Here is a 21,544-nt window from a genome sequence, read left to right on the forward strand (position 1 = left end):
GTCACTCATATATTATGAACGAGCGTATTCTCAACCTCCTTGGCGCCTTCGGTCTGGCCTTGTCGGACAGTCAAACAGACCTATGTGCCAAGCGTGGCATTCATCCCAGCGATATCGCGGCGTTGAACACGCTAGGTTCCGCACCGGGTCTGACGGTGGGTGGTCTCGCGCCGGTGATCGGTTTCACGCGGTCCGCCGCGGTGCGTCTGGTCGACCGCCTTGTTGCGGCCGAATTGGTCGCGCGCGAACCCGGCACCGATAAGAGACAGGTACGCCTGACCTTGACGCAGAAGGGGCAAGAGATCCGCCACCAGTTCCAGACGGAACGATCAGATTTCCTGGCTGCGGCAGTTGGTAGCCTGACCCGGCCTGAAGAAAGAATTCTGTCCGAAATCTTGGAACGGTCGCTCGCCAGACTGACGAAGGATCGTGAGTCCGCCGATCATATCTGCCGGTTCTGCCGGGAAGAAATCTGTCCCGCCGCCTCCTGTCCGGTGGAATGTGCGGTGCCCAAAGAGGCTTGAGCGCAAATGACCGAGATTGTTCAAGCTGGCGGTGCGATCCCGACCAGAAGACTGGCGGTCGCATGCATGATCCTGTCAGCGGCATGCTGGGGGTTGGCGACGGTCATGTCAAAGGCTGCACTGTCCGCCTTTTCTCCGCCGTCCCTGGTCGCCATCCAACTCTCCGCCAGCGTCGCGTTTCTTTGGGGGGCCGTCGCGGCAACGGGGCAGGGATGCTCGCTCAATAGACAGACCGCGACGGCTGCTGCGACCGGCGTTTTTGAGCCGGGACTTGCCTATGTCTTCGGGACATTCGGCCTGTTGCTGACAAGCGCGGGGAATGCGTCGTTGATTTCCACGACGGAACCGTTGCTGATCATACTTCTGTCCTGGCTTGTTTTCCGCCAGTCCGTGTCGGGCCGAACCCTGTTGGCCATCGTGATCGCAATGGCGGGGGTTACCCTGGTATCCGGCGCGCATGCCGATGCAGCGGGAGGCGGGATCGAAGGCGATGCGTTGATTGTTCTGGCGACGCTTTTTGCAGCGCTCTACGTCCTTGCCAGCAGCCGGATTGCAGCGCGGCTCCCCTCGGTGACGCTGGCCGCGCTTCAGCAGACGGTTGGTCTTGCTTTGGCGCTCGCCGTGGTCGCGGTCGTTGCCTCGCCGTCTGTCCTATTGCGTGAGATCGCGGCGGCGGAGTGGCCGATGCTCTGCCTGGCGCTGATTTCGGGCATCGTTCAATACGCCCTGGCCTTTTGGTTCTATCTGATCGGTCTGCGGCGGTTATCGCCCGGTACCGCCGGCCTGTTTCTCACTCTGGTTCCGGTCTTCGGGCTGCTGGGTGCGGCCGTTTTCCTTGGCGAGGCCATGAGTCTGCCGCAGCTGCTCGGCGCCGTCATGATCCTATCGGCGCTCGTCTGGATTCGGGTTCGGTAGGGCGCCCCCAGCGGGCGGCTACTTCGTGGTCGCGACGTAGACGCCGTCCCAATCGACGGGCGGCGGGTTGTCACGATATTCCTCGATCCGGGTCTGATAGATGCCGTAGAACCCGTCCAGGACCCCGTCCAGGCGCCCGATACAGGTCTGGATGATCCGGTTCGCTTCGTCCCATTGCTGGCCTCGATACGCATCCAGCATCGCCGCATGCTGAGACTGCAGGGCGGCGTAGTCGGGATCGGACAAGAGATCGGGCTTGCCCAACACCGTGAAGATGCGGACGGCCTCACTCTTGCCCTTCACCGCGATCAGGTCCAGTTCGGCCATCGGGAAGACGCCGTTCAATGCACCGGCGGTTTCCTCGCCGATCACGATGCCGACGCCATAGCTTTTCGATTGCCCTTCGAGACGCGCCGCAAGGTTCACCGCGTCGCCCAGAACCGAATAGTCGAAGCGCTGTTTCGATCCCATATTGCCGACGACGCAGTCGCCGGTATTCAGGCCGATCCCGATATTCAGCGGCAGGAAGGGCTTGTCCTCCTCCAATGCCTCACGCTTCCGCTCTTCGTTGAGCGCTTCCAGGGATTCGAACATGGCCAGCGCGGAGGCGACGCCCATCTGTTCCTGATTGGGCACGTCCAGCGGGGCGTTCCAGAACGCCATGATGCAGTCGCCCATATACTTGTCGATCGTCCCCTGGCGGTTGAGGATTTCCTCCGTCAGCGGCGTCAGCAGCCGGTTGATCAGCACCGTCAGCCCTTGCGGATCGGCCTTGTATTGTTCGGAAATCGTCGTGAAACCGCGAACGTCGCAGAACAACAGCGTCATCCGCTTCGTCTCGCCGCCCAGTTTCAGTTTCTCGGGATCCTCGGCCAATTGCTCGACCAGATCCGGCGACAGATACTGACTGAACGCTCCCCGAACCTGCCGCTTTTCAGCCGCGTCACGGGCGTAGTTTGAGAAGGCGAGAACCGCATATAGCGCCAGGATCGTCGCACCGGGATAGGCCACGTCAATCAGGACCTTATGCTCGGAGAACAAAATCCAGCTACCAACGGCCGCGCCGCCCGCAATTGTGACCAATCCAAGAAGTGTCCAGAATGGCCCGACACGGGGTATGAAAAAGATCAACATTAGACCAAGGACAATCACCACGAACATTTCGATGGAGTTGGCGATTGGCGGGTAGTGCAGGCGCGGAACGCCTTCCAAAGATTCAAGCGCAATTTCCAAGACGTTGGCGTGAACTTCAACGCCTGGCATGCGTACGGCTACCGGCGTGTTACGAATGTCCTGCAGTCCCACGGCGGACGTTCCTACCAGGACAAACTTATGCTTCAGTCTTTCGGGGGGCACGCGCTTGTTGATGATGTCAGATGCCGAAATGTACAGCCGATTGTCGTTGTTTTCCGTGTTGTAGGTATCGGCTTCGGCAAAATGGACCCAAAAGCGACCCTGCCCATCGGTCGGAAGGTCGAATTTCCCCATTGGCGTTTGTAGCCTGACGCTTTCAATTCCGGCCTGATTGGCGACTGTAAAAATCGTGTTCCCACGCGTTGCCACACGCAACATTTCTACCGAGAGGGCTGGGCGGACAACATCGTTGTAGACGGCAACGATCGGAATCCGTCGAACAATGCCATCGACCTCGTCGGCAATAGAAAAGAAACCCCGTCCCATTGCGGCTTCTTCCAACTCATCCACATTGGTAATGAGGCCGGGATAGTGAATTAGGAATCGCTTCGGGTCTTCACCAATTGCCGCATTGGACGATGATTTAAGTGCAATTTCTGGGTGTTCCGATGGTTCATCGCGTGCTTGCTTTCCCGCTTGCCCCAGTACGGTCGCCGCTCTGCGCATTGCAGCGGACATGTAGGCTTCATTGGACGGCAGGCCCTGAAGTTTCGTCTGAGTGTCTTCGTCCAAACCTCGGAGGGCACCGACAAGATTTTGCGGGGATGTCCTGTCGGGTTCGGCAAACACAACGTCGAAACCAACGACATAAACCTCGTACTCGCCAAGCGCTGCAATCAGGTCACCAATAACTGTGCGGGGCCAGGGCCATTGCCCAATTTCTGCCAGGCTTTTTTCGTCAATATCGGCAATGACCACGCTGCTGGGCGAATGCAGCGGGACTCTCGGTTCGATCCGATTGTACAAGTCAAAGGTTTTAAGCCGGAAAACTTCAATGAAGTAGGGATCGCCCTGTCGAAGGAGTACGCTGACGGCGATAATGAATAGGCCTAAAGCGGAGGGGAGAGAGATTTTCCACCACTTGCCGCCCTTACGTTTCTTGTTCTTTTTCTTTCCGCCTATAAGCCTCGAAAAAATAGAACTTTTCTCCGGCTCAGACGCGCTGGCCCTCGTTGACGGTTCCGCTTTGGCGACGGTGTCAGACATGTTCCCCCGATGCGCACGGCCCCATGGCGCGCGGTCCTGTTTCGGTCACTCTATCGCGTCCCGGAACCGGAGTCCGGTAAAAATTAGGACGGTGTGGCGGCCAGGTTGACCTGCATGTCGGTGTCGACAAAGGCATGAGCCCCGTTGCTGGCCGAGTAGATGGCGTAACTGCTGGAGGAGCCGCTCTGGTCATGGTCGACCGACACGGTGGTGCCCGTTGCGGTCCAATCGTTTTGGTCCAGTGCCAGTGTCTGGCCGCTGTCACCCTCGATGATCAGGGCATCGTCCTTCAATGCGTCGTCGATTGCCAGGCCATTGAGTATCTCGTTGATGTCTTCCGAGATGCCGTAGATGAACTCTTGATTCATTGAGATCGTGCCGCTGCCGGCACCACTGAAGTCCAGAGCCTCAATGTTGTTGATGCGCCAGGCTTCGTAGTCACCGAAATTGAGATCATCGGTGTAGATTATGTCGCGCCCCCCGATTCCGCCGTCTACGTAGTCGGTTTCGGCGGAGGCGGACAGGGTGAAGGAATCGTTTCCTCCCCGGCCGTAGAAGCGCGAGCGGCCATCGCTTCCCGTGGTCATGATGTCATCGCCGACCGAACCGAGTACGTTTTCGTGCCCGGTGTCGCCGATAAGGCTGCCGGCGGATGAGAGGATGTCGGTGGGGGTGATGAACTGGAATTCCAGGTTCCCGTCATTGTTGAAATTCGGCAGCACCAGCTTGCCGAACTGGTTCAGCCCGAAATCCGTCGTGCCGGTGGAATCGAGGATGCGAATGCGGTCGGGGGAACCAATGGCTGTACCGGCCCGGACGGCCTCGAACCCGCTGACGAAATTCAGTCCCGTATCGATCCGCAATTCGAACGCGCCTGCATAGGTCAGCGTCCCCTGGACGTTCAATACGCCGCCGATCGAACCGGATCCGCTTTCGATGATGGTCGTCGAATTTTCATTCAGGGTCAGGTCGCCGGTAATCGCCAGGCTGCCGTCGGTGCCCCCGGCTACGGTCACATAGTCGACGACATGGATCGTACCGCCGCTATCGCCGGCGGTGACGTCACCCATGATTGTGAAGGCGTCGCTGGGCACCGTGATGTCGCGGGACAGGATGTTGGTGATCAGCCCTTCATTGGTGAGGGTACCGCCCCCACTGGCGCCGAGTTTCAGCACGGCTGCGTCGGTGAAGTTCCCGGATTCGAAGGAAATCGTACCGGAGTTGACGAAGTCTCCGACGGTGAGGGTGGGGATATCGCCGCTGGACGTGCTCTTCAGCGTCAGTGTGCCGCTGTTGGTGAAGGTGCTCAGCCCGGTAAAGTTCGCGTTGACATCGGTGACGCTGGCGATGACTTCCAGTTGGCCGGCATTGTTGAACGCGCCGGTGCCGGTGACAGCGCCATTGCCGATCTGGAACAGGCCATTATTCGTCACCGCGCCGTTGATTGTCAGCGTCTCGCTGGCGATCTCCATCGTGCCGATGGCGTCGTTGACGAAATCATTGGTCGAGATCGTGGACGTACCGGCGTCAACCGTCGCCTGGTTCACGAATTTGGCGACATCGATGTTCAAGAAGCCGAAATTGTCGATCCCGCCGGTATTGGTCAGGGTTCCCGTACCGGTCAAAAGGGGCAGGTTGCCGCCTTCGCTAACGCTGTCCAGAACGAAAGTGCTGGAAGACAGGGTAAAGTCCGTGTCGAAGGCGAGGGCACCGCCATTGGTGAGGGCGATAATCCCGGCCGCGCCGGCAAAAGTGGTCCCTGCGCGGATCGACATTGTCGCGCCGTCGCGTATCCGGATTTCAGTTGAAGATGTGCCGAAATCGATCGTGCCGGTATTGGCAAAGGTGCCGTTTCCGGTGCCGTCGTTCTCAAGTATCAGGGCCGTGCCCGAACTGTCGCTCAGCGTAATCAGGCCGCGGTTCTCGACCGACGCGCCGTCATTCATCTGGATCGTCATGCTGTCGACGCCGGTTTCCGAGAGCGTGCCCGTTGTACCGATGGTCATCGATGCGGAGGCACCGGTCAGCACGATCGTGCCGCTGTCGGTCTCGAACGTGCCGTTGTTGACCAGCGTAACGGCGCCGTCGGCGACGAAACTGGTGATCGTCATATTGGTCTCGTTCGTGAAACGCCCGGTTCCCGTCAGCGTCCCGACATTGAACACACCATTATTCTGGTTCGTGATCGTCGTGCCGGACAGGTCCAGGAACAGGCCTTCGTCCAATATGCCGATCGTTCCGCCGTCATTGACCAACTGATTGATGCTTAGAGTGACGTCTTCGGACAGATGAAGTTCGGTCTGGTTGGTGAATGTCCCGCCGCCGGTAATTTCGATGTCGGTGGATGCGATTTGTTCGCCGAAATCGAAGGTTGCGCCGCTGGCGGCATAGGTGAAGTTTTCGTCATTCTGCACATTCAGGACAGCGCCGCCGTCCACGAATATGACCCCGGAGCCAAGCAGGTCGGTATCCGTGCCGAGGGACAGGGTGCCATCCAGATCCAAGGTCTGGTTGGGCGTGATCGAGATGTCGCCGTCGGTGGAGTCCAGATGGTCGTTGATGTTCAGTTCCGCTTCGACCAGGACCAGGCCACGATTGACGACCGTGCCGAAAACTTCGTGACTCAGGCCGGACGACGCTTCGTCCTGCGAAACAAGGGTCCCTGTCAGTGTCAGGACCTGACCCGATCCGACAGACAGAGTGGAATCATCGTTTCCATTGTTCGCGGTACCCAGAATCACAGTTCCGGCCAGCGTTCCGCTGTTCGAAATGCTGACAGATCCCGCGGAGGTGTCGGAAAGGATGAACAGGGTTCCGCCCGCGTTGTCGATGTTGCTGGGCCGCAGCGTCAGCGCCCCGTCCTGAACATAGATATCGCCATCATTGTCGATAATGACGGAGCTTCCGATTGTGGCGCCGGTCAAATTCAACGATCCGGTAACCGTCATTTCGCCAGTTCCGGTAATGGATCCGCCGGATTCGAAATTCAGGATTGGCGTATTGAGGCCGTAGGTGAAATCCTCGCCATCGGTCAGTTTCAGCGCGCCGCCGGAACCGATATTGATCGTGCCGGCCGTCGCTTCGTTCGCTGTGCCAAAGACCGTGTCCGTCCCGACGACAAGAGTGCTGCCGTTCATCGTCAGTTCGGTCGAGGATTCGTTGAAGTCGTCATTGGTGACCAGCAGCGTGCCGTCCGTCGTATCCAATACGCGGCCGCTGCCCAGATCCACATTGCCGATAAAGCTGATCAGGCCGGTATTGGTGACGTCGATACCCAGATTGAGCTGTCCGGAGAATCCAAAGCCGGAATTCTGGACCAGGAATGTCCCGGTGTTGGTCAGGTGGCCGCCGCCTGTCGTGCGGATCGTTGCATCCAGGCCCGGCAATTGACCGCCGCCGTTCAGGTCGACTTCCAGCAAGCCGGCATTGGTCATGTTTGAATTGATCGTCAACGTTCCGGCGTCGGTGTCATCCGCCGACACCTCTATGGTTCCGCCCGTATTGTCGAAATTGGCGGTGGCGATGATGCCTTCGCCGTCCGAGACGGAAACCTTGGCGTCATTGTCGAACACTGCGGTGCTGCCGATCTTGCCGTTCGCCAGATCGAAGAGGGCGTCGGTATTCCGGAACGTGCCGGTGCCGGAAATCGTTCCGCCCGAAACGAAGGACAAGCCTTGATTGCCATTGCCGTCGAAGGTGAAGACTTCGCCATCGGCAACGCTGACCGTCCCGCTGCTGCCGAGATTGAGTTGTGCGTCGAGTTCCGTATCCGCGCCCAGGATAAGGTTGCCGTTCAGGCCCAGGACTTCGCCTTCCGTGATGGTCAGCGTGCCGTCGGAAGTATCGAGGGTTCTTCCGGCATACAGGGTCGCGCTATCCGACAGCAGGATTGCCCCCGCATTCGCGATACTGGCGGCAAAGGCGTAGCTGCCGGCCGAGGCCGCGCCGGTGATGACGCCCAGATTGACCAGGGTCGACCCATTCGCCGTGGTAATCGATCCGGCGGTGGACAGGGTCGTGTCGTTGTTCGTCAGGGCGATTGTGTGCCCCGCGGCATTCGTGGCGTTGCCCGTCAGCACGATATTGCCCGCGCTGACCTGGCTGGAATTGATTTCCAGCACACCGTCGCCTGACAGTGTCGTGGCGGCCAGCGTAACCGCAGCGCCGGCTTCGACGCTCAATGTTCCGTCATTGTCGACCGCCGCCACACTCAAGGTCACGCCGTCGATATTCTGGTCGTGCCCAGTAGCAATTGCCAGTGTGCCCGCGCCACAGAGTGTCGAGTCGGATTCCATCTCCAGATCCGTTGACGCCCCAAGGGTGAAGGTCTCGCCTGAGGTAACCGCCAGTTCCGCGCCTGATTTGATCTTCAGTGTGCCGTCACCGGTAACGTCGGTGTCATCCCCGACGGTGAGCGTGTGGCCGCTCTTGATGTTCAGAATAGCGGAGGCGGCAATTTCAATATCGCCCTCGGTGCTGTCCAGATCGCCGAAGATGTTGGTGCTGTGGTCGATGTCGAAAGTGCCGGTATTGACGATAGATCCTGTGATCGTGTGTTCGGAAATGACGTTATCAAGACCGAATGGGACATTCTCCGCAGTCTGAAGGACGCCGGACACGGTCAGACTCTCCCCGGCAGCCACGGTCAGGGACGCGCCGTCGGTACCGGCGGCGATATCCAGCAGGATCTTGCCGCCAAGAGTCGCGGATTCGGAGATTTCGATGGCGCCGGTCGAGAATGACGAAACGGCGCTGATGGTGCCGCCCGTATTGTCGATAACGGTCGTGGTGCCCAGGTCCAGCGTGCCGTCCTGCGCACGGAGGGTGCCGTCATTGTCGATGGCCGAGATGGCCAGCGTGACGCCGCTGAGTTCCACATCGCCGACATTCCGGAACGTGCCGAGCCCGGCCAGCGTGGCGCCGTCGGACAGCACGATATCGTCCGGGCCGCCTTCATTGGTTGCGGTATCGTCCTCGGCCACGCTCAGCGTGCCTTTGACGTCGATCAGTCCGCCAGCCACGCTGTTGATTTTGGAGGACTGCCCCATGGTCAGTTCGCCCAGGATCTCGAGGGTGCCGTTGGCACCCAAGGCAATCGTCCCGGCGCTGTTGTCGAGGGTATGGCCGGCGGTCAAAGTGGTCAGGACGCCGACATCGATGGTACCCAGGTTTTCGATGCCCAGATCCAGGGTACGCCCGCCCGCGTCACCGACAGAGGTGATCAGGATCGTACCCTGAGAGGAGTTCTCGACAATTTCCGAGCTGGTATGGGTCAGGACGGCATTTGCCAGTGTGCCCGAACCGGTCAGTTCCAGCACCCCGGCATTCTGGAAATCTTCGTCCAGTTTCACGGTCGACGTGCCAATCGATCCGGCGTCGAGCGTGAAAGTACCGGTGCTGCCTTCGACACCTTCGGTTTCGTTGCCGAATCCACTCGTCGCCAGGGTCAGGGTGCCCTGACCGGCGGTGAATTGGCCGTAGTTCGAGAAGAAATTGACCGCCAGCGTGCCGGAGGAACTGAGCGTGCCGCTATCGAAGGTGACAGCGCCATAGTTCGTGAAGGTCCCGGCACCTTCCAGAATGCCGTCGGTGAGGTGAATCTCCGCCGAACCCGTATGGGTGAAATGTTCGGAATCCGCGACGATGAAATGGCTTTCGTCGATGGCGACAGTCCCACTGCCATTTATTCTCGTATCCGTGCCGACCGTCAGCGATCCGTCGATCTCAAAAGTCTTCCCGGAGGCGACGTCGATCGTGCCGTCACGGCTGTCGAGAGTATCGTCGCTGCCTTCCAACTCCGTGTCCTGATCGATATCGAACAGGCCCTGGTTGACGAAATGTCCGTAGAGGTCGTTGTCTTCCGTCGACATACTGTTTTGCGACGTCGAATGAAGCGTTCCGGTGACGGTCAGGGTATTGTCGAATGTGTCCAGATCGGCGTCGGTAATCGTGCCGCTTCCGCCGTCCAGACGAATGACACCCCCCAGAGACATGTCCGACCGGATGTACAGGTCGGAATCGAGACTGTCGCCCAGGATATTCAATGTGCCTTGGGAGTTGTTGAAATTGCTGGTGAAAATGGTGAATGCGCCACCGTTCACTGCTTCCAGCACGCCATTGTTGATGAATTGCGTCGCGGATAGGGACACATCGTCGTAACTGCCGGCCGTCAGCGTGCTGCCCGCGGCGTTCGTGAAGGTGCCGCCGCTGATTGCAACGGTTCCGCCGAAGTCGACGACCGGAGCACTGGCGGAGTCATAGGTGAAACTCTCACCATTGGCGACGATCAGGCTGGAATCCTCACGGAGATCCAGGGTACCGGATCCGGTGAATTCGGTATCCGACCCGACGACCAGGGTGTTGTTGTACCGAATGGTCAGCTCGGAATCGCTGGCGACATTGATCGTTCCGTCACGGGTGTCGAGGGCAAACCCATTCGGGCCCTCGCTATAACCGTAGGTGAGTTCCGTATTGATATTGATCCGGCCGGTGTTGATGACGTAGCCGACAATCGAGAAATCGGCGGATTGCCCTTCGCCTGTATTGTTGACAGTGATCGTTCCGGCGTTGGTCAGCGTGTTGTGACCGCTTTCTTCGATATAGTCGTACAGGTCGATCCGGGCACCATAACCGGTTCCGTCATCGTCCATTTGGATCGTGCCGTCATTGGTCATGTCGCCGGTGACGAACTGCACCGAATTGCTGTTGCTGCCGGTCAGATTGATTTCGCCAGTATTGGTCAACCCGCCGGAAAGGCTTTCCAGGTCGCCGCCATTGATGTTCAGGGTGCCGGCATTGTTCAGTTCACCCTGGTTCTGGATCGTCCCATAGGTGCCGACGGATATCGTGCCGGTATTCGTCAAACTGCCATTGCTGGTCAGTGTGCCAGACACAAAGTCGATGAATCCGGAGTTCGACAACGAACCCTCGTTCAGCAGGGAGGCGATCTCCATCGTGCCGGCGTCGAACGTCAAGCTTCCGCTGTTACGCAATTCCGCGTCGGAGCCGATCTGGAACACTTCCGTAGAAATGTCGGTCTCCGTCTCGTTGCTCAGCACACCGCCGGTCACCTCGAACGTGCCGGAGAAGGTCATCGTCGGCTGCGCTTCGGCTTGGACGACGGCGCCAAAGGTGCCGCGGCTGTAGCTTACCGCGCCGGAACCGTTTTCGTAGATCACGACGAATTCCGTGCCGTTGATCATGTCGATCCGGACATTGGTCTGATCGCCCGTTGCGCCGACCGTTTGGCTGCCGTCGCCCGCCTGCGTCGCGTTGATCGGGTCGCCGATCGCTTCGCCCGAGGCGTTGTAGCGTTGCACATAGACGTCGACATCGGTGCCGTTGCTGACCGACCAGGCGACGGCAAAGCCGCCATCGGTCATTGCGGTGACATCGATACTTTCAGCGAAAGTGTCGGGGTCGAAATCGGGCAGTTGGATCGTGTTGACGCCCGAACCCGGCGCCTTTCGAATAAAGACTTCCGCGCCGAAATGGCTGCTGACCGAGGCTTCAACATATGTGGTGGCGTCCAGCACCGCGACGGCTTTGGGGGCATCCGAATCCGAGGCCGCTCCGCCGATGTGATGCAGGGTCGTCGTTTGATCGTCCGCATCGACGAACACGGCTTTGCGGTTCACCGCACTGCCATTGTCTTCCCCGTAGTAGACCACGACATCGCCATTCGGGAAGACATCCGCGTCCAGACCGGTGTCCATCCCCGACACGGCATGGCTGACCGTTTCCAGAACGGTGTCGTCATTGTTCATGTACAGAATGCGAATTTCGCCCGCAGCGATATTCTGGCCGACGATGATGTAACCACCATCGCTGGTCGGGTGAATTTCGAAATCGTCGAAACGTTGGCCGGCGGGAACGGTGGTCGAGACTGCCTGTGAACCATTGAAGGCGAACTCGTCGTCGAAATTGTAGACCCGTATACGGTTGTTGGAGACCTGCGGGTTGTCCGTGACCATCCGGAAGGTGCCGTCGGACAGTTGCGTGACCGCGTAGACATTGGAGGTGTTTACGCCGACAGAATGACCGTCAACGACGTTATTGGTCGCGGGATCACGAACCTGAATATGGATTGTTCCGCCATCCGACGTCACGGTCGTCGTCATGATCCGACCGTCGCTCAACACCTTTACGGTCGGGTCAAAAGCGTTGGAAGTCCGCACTGAAACCGGTGCCACAACGGTGGCCGGGTCGGACGTCGTGGAGGTACCATCGCCCAGCGTGAAGGTCTCGCCCTGGGCGATGGAAAGGGTCGAACCGTTCTGGAAGGCGAGGGTGCCGTCCCCGGTCACGGCGGAGTCGTTCCCAAGGGTCAGGGTCGAGCTGACTTCCAGGGTACCGTCTTCGCCGATCTCGATCCTGCCGTCACGGCTGTCGAGATTCAGGCCGCTTGCGCCTTCGCTCGTGCCGAACCGCGCACGTGTGTCGTCATTGACCGTGATCGTGCCGGTATTCGTCGTGTCCGATTCCAGCTTGTGGCGCAGGATGCCGCCACCGGAATTCGCGAAAACAATTCGGCCGCTATTGTTCACGACGGCGTTGCTTAGGCCCTCCAGGGTCGAGCTGTAATTGCCGCCGCTGGAACTGTCGAAGACGATCGCGCCAGTATTCGTGAAAGTGGTCCCGTTCAGAACCATGGCGCCAAAATTGTCGCCGGCATCCAGCCCGATTGTACCGGAATTGGTCGCCGTCAGCGTGTCCGCGAAAACGACATCGCCGTTCAGGACATTCAATTGCCCGGAATTCGCGAAATCCATTCCGGTGAAGGAGACATTCGCCTCCTCGATATTGACCGTTCCGGCATTCTCGAAGCGGTTCACCGACACCGACATGGTGTTGCTGTCGATCGTTAACGTTCCGCCGGTATTGCTGAACGTCCCGCCGCCATCCAGCGCGCCTGTACCGTTGAAACGGATGTCCGGCCCGGTCGTCGAGTCAAAGGCAAAGGTCTCGCCCGTCGCGACGGATAGGGTGGAGCCGCTGATCATGTCGATCTCGCCGTTGCCCGAGAGCGTGGTGTCGGCGCCGACGATCAGTGAGTTGTCGTGCCGGATCGACAGATTTTGCCCGCCTTCAATGGCGATCGCACCGTCGCGGGTGTCGAGGGAGAAGCCGTTCGTCCCCTCGACATATCCGAAATTGAGGTCGTTGTTGACGTCGATCAGTCCGGTATTAATCAAATTCCCGGCGATCAGGTGATCCAGGCCGACGCGTTCGCTGGAATTGTTGGCTTCAATCGTACCGGCATTGGTCAGCGTCTGATGGCCGTTGTTTTCGTTATAATTGTACATATCGATTTCGGCGCCAAATCCGACGCCGGATTCGTCCATCCGGATCAAACCGTTATTGGTGAAATCAACGGACGAATACAGAACCGCCGTGCCGTTGTTGCCGTCCAGGTTGATCTCACCGGTATTCGTGAAAATGCCGTTGTGAATGTCGACGACCGAGCCCGAAACATTCAGGGTCCCGGCGTTGGCCAAAATGCCCTGGCTGGCCAAGGTCCCGGAAAGGACATTCAGTGTCGCCGTGTTCGACAGATGTGTGTCTTCGCCGACCATGACATAGGTGTCGACGTTGAACACCGCTTCGTTGACGAAACGGTCGATAGACAGGTTCAGGGTGCCGTCACCAGCAGTCAGCGTCCCGCCGGCATTGGTAAAAGTACCGTCGCCGAACATTTCCGCAGTGCCGCCGGAGGCAAGCTGCAGATGGGCCATGGATGTGCTGTCGTAATGGAAATCGACATTTTCCGCGACGCCGATCCGGGCGCCGCCATTGATCGTCAGCGTCCCGTTGCTGTCCGTGAATCCCGCCTGATCGCCGAAGACCCAGTCGCTGCTGACCACGGAAATCCGGCCCGATGTGGATCCGAAGGTCAGGACGCCGACCTGCAGCACATCCACGCCGGTCGACAGGCGCAGCCCGGCACCGGATATCTCGCCGCCGGTGATTTCCAGGACGCCGTCGCCGTCGATGGCGGTTGCGGTCGTCGCGTTGACGATGATGTTGCCGCGCGCCAGGCCATCGACGGTAAAGGCCGTACCCGTTCCACTGATCCGCATGGCGCCTTCGAACCGCAGATCGTCGTCGATGGTCGCGCCGTTGGTTGTGAACGTCCCCTGATGTTCGACAGTACCTGTCCCGCTCAGCGTGCCGCCAGTAACAATGAGGCCTGCGCCGTCGCGGTTGATCAGGCGTCCGTGAACCGTCAGCTCTTCGCCGGAGAACAGCGAGATGTCACCGGTCCCGCCTTCGGTCGATACGTTGTCGAAGACGGAATCGATAATGACGCCGTCCAGATTCATCAGCCCTTGGTTGACCAGGGTACCGTCGCCGCCGATGGAGGCGCCGGATTCCAGCACGATCGTGCTGTTGACGGAACTGGTGACGCTGTGGGATCCGCCGATATCCAGGACGCCGCCGCTGCCCAGGACCAGCGTCCCATTGTCGTTTTCATAGGTCGTGCCGCTGGCGACCGCCAGGGTACTGTTGGATAGGGTCAGGACCGCGCCCATGCCCAGGGCCAAGGCGCCGGACATGCTGTTGATATGCGTGCCCTGGAAAGTCATGCGCGCCGCGTCGCCCTGGCCATTGCCGGGCAGGGCGATTTTGCCGGTATTGGCGATGGACCCCAGGCGCAATATGGCCTCTTCGGAGGTGCCCGGATCGAAGCCCATCAGCGTGCCGCTGTTGGTCATCATCCCGCCGCCATCGATCGTGCCGTCGTCATTGCTGTCGCCGACGATCAGTGTCGCGGCATTGTCGACCTGAAGCGTGCCCGAATTGACGAAGTCATTGTCGATCAGCAGGACGCCATTGACGTTCTGGTTGGTCGGATCGACCTGAACGAAGCCGTTGTTCACGAAGTTGCCGGTAATGACCAGGCTGCCGTCCTGGCCGTTCGATCCGCCGACCACGATCGACCCGGTTTCGGAGACTTCCAGATTGGCGCTGATCGTGTCCTGGTTCGACGCGTCGCCATTGCTGCTCAACCGGCCGGTGATCTGCAGCACGTCCAAGGTCGAACCGCCCTGGATCTGAACGCCGCCGCCCAGCGCGATTGACCCCGCCAAGGAGGTCGTGCCGCCGGAATTGAGCGTGATCGTCGAATTGCTGGCGACATTCATCGTGCCGCCGCTGTTATCCAGATCGCCGTTTATGGTCAGGCCGTCATTGCCCAGCGTGATGTTGCCGTCATTGTCGATGCGGCCGCCGGAGGCGAGGGTGACGCCGTCGAAGAATTGCGAGCCGGTCACCTGATAGGTCCCGGGACCGTCGATGGTGGAGCCGGAGCCTAGCGTCAGGGTCAGCCATTGGCCTTCGGTCGGCCCGTAGTCGAAGACTTCGTCCTCCGCGATGCTCAACGTGCCGCCGGTGGAGAAGAACAGCGTCCCGAAACTGCCGAACTCCGTCATGCTGCCGACGCGGATCACACCGCCGCCGGATACCGTCATCACGTCCGATATGTCATCGGCCTCGAAGGTTCCGAAGGTCGCGTCGATCAAGCCGCCGACGACCGAGACGGAATCGGCGCTGAAATCCAGCGTCCCGTGGCTTTCCAGGCGCGTGATATTGATCGAGCTGCCGGCGCCGAAGGTCAGATGGCCCGTATTCACCATCGTACCCGAGCCGGTCAGGTCCGCGCCGCTGCCGAAGACGACGGTCCCTTCGTTGCTGGCGTCGCCCATGATGCTCAGGCGGTCGCCGGTCGCAATGGAAATCGTCGAGTTGTTGTCCAGGGAGCCTGTGGCGGTGACGGTGACATGGCCATTCGCGGTGACCTGGCCTTCGTTGGTCATGTCGCCGTCGATGTAGAAGCCATTGGATCCGACCGTCATGCCGGCCTCGTTGTCGAGGGTCGACGCCGACGACAAGGTGGCACCGTCAACTTCCAAGCCCGCCCGGTTGGACAGCGTGCCGGTGCCGGTAATGGTCGTGCCGCTGTCCATATCCAGGACCGGGCCGCCTTGGATCAGAGGGACCTCGCCGCCGGTGAAAATGAACTGTTCGTCATCTTCGAGGTGCAGTTTGGAATTGGTGGTGAGCTGGATCGTCCCGTTGCCCGAAATGCTGCTTTCGTCGCCGACGGTCAGCGTAGAGCCGAGGGCTGCCAGAAGGCTCGCATTGGACGAAAGGACAATCGACCCTTCCGTCGTGTCCAGATCGAAACTGAACAGGGTTGCGTCGCTCTCGTCGATGAAGATCGAGCCGTTATTCTCGAAAACGCCGGTCCCTTGAAGCTGCGCGGCCTCCAACTCGAAACTTGCGTCGTTCTGGAAGCGACCGTCGATGGTCAGCGTTCCTTCGTCGAACAGGGTCGCGGTGCCGGTGTTCACGACGGTTCCGGTGACGGTAACGCCATCGTCCAGGTTCAACTGACCTTCGTTTTCCAGCCGCGCCTCTACCCGGTCGCCGTCCAGGCCCAGGGTGCCCGCATTGCGCAAGACGCCCGACCCGGTGATCGTCGTGGAATCCGAATTGGAGAAGAGGCCGACCGATCCGGAGACGGTCGCGTCGCCGACAAGCTTCAGGACCGAACTGTCCTGGAAGGTCAGGCCGCTCTCCGACCCTTGCAGACCGAAGGAGGGCAGGGCGAAGGTTTCGCCCTCGGCGACCTCGACGGTCCCGCCGCCATTGACCCGGACCGAGCCGTAATTGCCTTCGAATTCCGTATCGCTCCCAACCAGAAGTGTACCGTTATCAGCGATGTCGAAATTGGTGCTGGAAAGCGAGATCGTTCCGTCGGTCGAATCGAAAGAACCGGTGATTGTCCCGGACCCGGTCAGGACTCCCAGATTCTCGACAAAACCGGCCAAGGTCCCGTCATTGCCCTCGATCACCCCGGCGGTCGTGTTGGTCAGCGTCCCGACGCCCGTTACCTTGCCGGACAGCGACAAGGTGCCCGAATTCGTAAGGTCGGAAGACGTCGACAGCGTCGCGCCATCATGCACGTCCAGGAAGCCATTATTGGTCATCCCGCCGGAAAAAGCGGTGGTCATCGTGCCTTCGACATCGATCGTGCCGCTGGAGGCGTTGACCACTTCAACCAGGACATTGTCCTGATTGAAGCCCAAAGTCCCGGCATTGGTCAGTGTCCCATCGCCGGAAATTGTCGTAATCGAGGCGGATTCGAAACCCAGGAAACTGCTGTCCTGCGAGACTTCCGCATTGCCGTCCAGTTGCAGCTTGCCGCCCTGGAAGTTCAGAGTGGACGTTCCCTGCTGGAAACCCTGGAAGAGGCTAAGATCGGCGGTCTCGCCCTCAGCGACCGCGACCGTGCCCTTGTCGGACACATTGATCGCTCCGAACATGGTTTCGGACGTGCTGGTGTCGCTGCCGACATACAGGACGCCGTTGGTGCCGATCTCGTAATCGGAGCGGACGTCGAGCTGTCCGTCGGCCATGTCCATCGTGCCGGTCAGCGTGCCGCCGAACAGGCGCGCGGTGCCGGTTACAGACAGGTTGGACAGGTCCATGACGGAGTTGCTGTTGCCGACGAACAGGGACAGGTCGACCGCCGACCCTGTGCCCCGCAACTGGCTGTTCGCGCCCAGGGTCAGATCACCACCGGTCAGTTCCCCGCCGAGGGTCAGGCTGGACGACGCCTCGACGCTCACCGCGCCTTGCGCTTCGCCGCGCGAATTCTGCAGATTGGCATCGAACCGGTCGTTGTTAAATTCGAGCGATCCGGCGTTGATCAGGGTTCCGGAACCGATAATGGCCGTGTTCCCGGCATCGGACAGTCCGGTAAAGGTGCCTTCATTCTCCCATACACCACCCAGGTCGATGGTGGACTGATCGAAGAAGGTGAAGTCGGCCGACAAGCCGTCGTTCAGCGAAACGGTCCCGTCCGAGCCGATTTCCAGAACGCCCAGAGACGCTACCGACACATCGATGCCGTCCGGATTCTCGCCCAGGAATTCCGTGTCGCCGTCAATGATCAGGCGGCCGCCCGATTCGATGGTGACATCATTGGTGCCGGCATTGTTGAACAGTTCCGCGTCGCGCAGATCGACCGTCGCGCTGATATTGACATTATGGCCCTCGGCGAAGGTCACGGTGCCGGTGGAAACCAGCGTTCCGGTACCCGCAACCGATCCGGCGACTTCGCCGGTACCGTCGATAAGAATGTTTTCCGCCGTGACGACGGCGCTTCCCGCGATTTCCAATTCGGCACTGTCGATGTCCAGCGTCCCGATGGAACTGTCGCCCTGTAGGATCAGCTTGCCGTCGTTGCCGCCCTGAACCGTGTCATTGATCGACACGCCATTCGTGACCGTCAGGGTACCGTCGAAGACAATCAGCCCATCCGTGCCGAACTCCGTCGATCCGCTGATGGATCCGACGGTCGCGGAAGCCCCGCTGAAGGAAACCGCGCGCGTGCCGGTATTCTCCAGAATGACCGTATCGGTCGAAATCGGCGTGACGCCGTCCGCGAATTCGTTGCGCCAGTTCTCGGAATTCTGCCAGGAATCGTCCGACGTTCCGGTAAAGGTGACCGTCCCGTTGGACGTCGCGGACAGCGCATTCGAATCCAGGATCAGCGTCGCTTCGCCGCTGGTCAGGGTCAGGTTGCCTTCGGCCGACAGACCGCCGCTGCGGGTCCAGCCGGAGCCGGGGCGGATGATGTTGTTGGCGGAATTGCCGGCGCCGATAATGTGCAGCGTCCCGTCACTGGTTGCCGCCGCGATGTCCGCCGGGGTCATGTCGACGGTGATCGTCGAATTGCTAAAGCTGCTGAGGTCCAGCGTTTCGATGTTCTGAATGTTGCCGTTCAGTCCGATGGACACCGACAGGTTTCCTTCGGCCGGTTCGATCACCAGACGGTCGTCGCCGTCGCCACCATCGACCGCGACCACCCCATCTTCGGCGTAGATCACATCGTCATGGTCGGTTGCGATCAGTTTCTCGAAACCGGAATAGTCGGCAGAACGGCTCGTTGCCCCGATCGTGCCGGCGTCCAGGGTCAGCGTTTCGACACTGATTCCCGCACTGCCGAGGGTCAGCGTCTGACCGGCGCTCAAACCTTCCAGGGACAGGGTGTCCGTTCCGCTGCCGCCCGAAGCGGATTGCAACAGATTGGACAGGGTGAAGGAATCGTCGCCGCTGCCGCCTTCGACGGCTTCCATGTTGGTGAAGGTCGAACTGGCGGAATCGCGCGTGGCAACACCGGTCAGGAACGAGAACGTCCCGCCGCTTGGCGTTTCCACCTGGTTGATCGTAAAGGACGCGAAGCTGACCGTGTCGGTCCCGGCGTCGCCGTCCACATTCACGCCCGCCGTGTTGACATAGACAATGTCGTTGCCGTCGCCCAGACGGACATGCTCGACCCCGGTGATGGTATCGTTATCAATGACGCTGGCGGTGCCGTCGATGATCGAACTGGTGCCCAACAGCCCGTTCATCTCCATGGTCAGGTTGGCGGTCAGGGTCCCGGTGACGGAATCATAGGTCAGGGTGTCGGACCCATCCTCGCCGTCATAGAAATCGTCGCCGTTGCCGGTACCGCCGATGATCGTGTCATTGCCGGCGCCCGCCCGGACCGTGTCGTTGCCCGACCCGGTCTTGATGGTGTCGTTCCCGCTGCCGGTCCTGACCGTCACATTGGCCGTTGAAGACCCAAGATTAACGTTGAAGCTCGCGGTCGATTGCGACCGGTCGAGCGTGTTATTCGAATCCAGAGCCGATTCCCCGAGCTGCTGAATCGTGTCCTCGATGACGTCCTCCTCAACATCATCGACGATTTCGTCTTTCTTTTCGTCCTTGTTGGTTTCTTCGGCGACGGGCGTTCCTGCATTGTTTTGCGAATCGCCGCCGAAATTGTCGCCGTCGGTGCCATCATCGCCGTTAACGATGCCGTATGCGTCGTCCTGACCTGTTTGTTCACCTTGGGTGTAGCTGTTGTTTCCGCCAAAACCCGGAGTCTTGGACAGAAGGTCGCCGTTGTTCTGCTCGGTGTTACCAGCGTCGGCATTCGTGACCGTTTGGCTGGTGGATCCTTCCGTCACATTCGTGGTTTCGGCCTCGGTGTCCTGTGCCTGATCGGGATCGTCACCGGCATCCCCATCGCCTTCGTTACCGGTCTGACCCGCATTCGGGTCGTCGCCGCCGTCCTCGCCGCCGCCTTCCAGATCTTGCAGATCTTTGTCGGTCAGTTCCGGATCGTCGCCGCCGCCTTCGACTTCTTCGCCGTCATCGGCGACGTCCTCTTCTTCGTCGATGTCGTCTTCCTGCACGTCTTCTTCGACGACGTCTTCCTCTACCGGGGCCTCTTCGCCTTCCGGGGCGGCCTCTTCGCCGGCATTACCCTCTTCGGGCGGCGCTTCACCCTCGACGCCCTCCGGGCCTTCTTCCTGATCGTCGGATTCGAATTCGTTGTTCTGCTGCTGGTTCTGCTGCTCGCGCGTGACATTTTCGACGATGCCGCGCAGGTCGATATTCACCGTCGCGCCGGTCTTCGTCTGGATCGAGGACTCGATGGCCCGCTCGATATTGGACAGGTCGTTTGAGGTCAGCGCCCGGAACTGCGAGGAGTTGCGCGCGATGACGTTTTCGGCCGTGTCGACGAAATCGAAGACCCGAAGCTGCCCGGTCGACGCGTCCGGCTGGGCGCTGACCGTCGAGAAGTTGTCCGACAGAACGATGGTCTGGTTGCCGGCCGACACTGCGATTTCCCCGTCGACGACGGTGAAGCGGAAGGTCTCGCCGTCGGCGGATTGCAGGCCCGCGACTTCCCCGGTCACGATCGTGCCGCGAATCCCGATGGTGGCGACCGGGGTCGACACCTGCATGTCGTTCGGATTGTTCTCGGCGATCTGGCCGGACACGAACAGGAATCCGCCCTTGAGGATCGAGAAGGCGGACTGACCGGTCTGGGTGCCGGGATCGTAGACCATCTCGTCCAGCGCCAGTCGCGCGTCGGCGCCTAACGTGAAGATCGTCCCGTCGACGAAGGTGATCTTCAGCGACCCGCCATCGGCGGTTTCGACCTGGTCGCCCTGGAAGACCGGATCGCCGGCCTGCAGCAGGACCCGCGTCCCGTCCGGGCGGATGGCATAGACTTCCCCGGTCAGCGTATCGACCGTGCCGATTGCATTGCCCTGGGCCTGGGCGACCTGTTCGTCGGTCAGCGCCGCCGTCTGGCCCGGCGCCATCGGCATCAGGAAGGAATCAACCAGTTCCGGCGTCAGGCGGCGCCCGAACTCGCCAACGATATCCGGCGGCGGATCGGCGGCGAAATAGTTCTCGATCAGGATCGCGGTGCCGTCCGGCTTCATCAACAGCAGGTCTGAACCCTGACGGATGAAGGAGCCTTCATACATGAAGGACAGGTCGGTCAGGTGAACGTCGTCGCCGGACCGGGCGTCGAGAGAGGCAACAATGGTGGCATCAGAGCCCGGGGCAGGGGAGGTGGCTTCCGCGCCGCGCGCGGTATCGTTCAGGAAGTCGCTGTCCAGGAAATTGACGGAGCTCGACGCGCCGTTGCCGATCAGACTGTCGCCGCCGGACGGTTGCGCGGCCGGATCGCCCGGGCCGGCCGCCTTCATCGAGGCGTCGGACTCCTGGGGGTGCGTTGATACGGACGTCGAGTCGCCACCGGACGGCGGCGTTGAGTCTACCCTGGCCATGTCATTCCCCGGGTCGTCTCAAAGGTCGGCGGATCGGCGGACTTCTGTCGCCAGGACCAG

4 protein-coding genes are annotated in these 21,544 nt (G+C 60.2%); 2 read left to right on the top strand and 2 right to left on the bottom strand.

Features of this window, described 5'->3' with window-relative positions; translation table 11 throughout:
* Positions 1-14: 14 nt before the first annotated feature.
* Together ACO06O_RS08560 and ACO06O_RS08565 are read left to right on the top strand one after the other, a co-directional pair.
* Positions 15-524, top strand: coding sequence for a MarR family winged helix-turn-helix transcriptional regulator (locus tag ACO06O_RS08560; protein ID WP_421878265.1), 510 nt, complete (start codon positions 15-17; stop codon positions 522-524).
* 6 nt (positions 525-530) lie between these two features.
* A complete protein-coding gene (locus tag ACO06O_RS08565; protein WP_421878267.1) occupies positions 531-1,439 on the top strand; it encodes a DMT family transporter in 909 nt (302 codons plus the stop codon).
* 18 nt (positions 1,440-1,457) lie between these two features.
* On the opposite strand, the gene ACO06O_RS08570 is transcribed toward ACO06O_RS08565, so the two are convergent.
* Entirely contained in the window at positions 1,458-3,839 is a 2,382-nt protein-coding gene (locus ACO06O_RS08570) for a CHASE2 domain-containing protein (RefSeq protein ID WP_421878269.1), read from the bottom strand.
* An 83-nt stretch (positions 3,840-3,922) separates the two neighbouring features.
* Complete coding sequence (locus ACO06O_RS08575) at positions 3,923-21,403, bottom strand: FecR domain-containing protein (protein ID WP_421878271.1); 17,481 nt, start codon at positions 21,401-21,403, stop codon at positions 3,923-3,925.
* Between the last annotated feature and the right edge of the window lie 141 nt (positions 21,404-21,544).

The sequence above is a fragment of the Pacificispira sp. genome (genome assembly GCF_965228185.1).
Taxonomy (GTDB): Bacteria; Pseudomonadota; Alphaproteobacteria; order UBA8366; family Aestuariispiraceae; genus Pacificispira.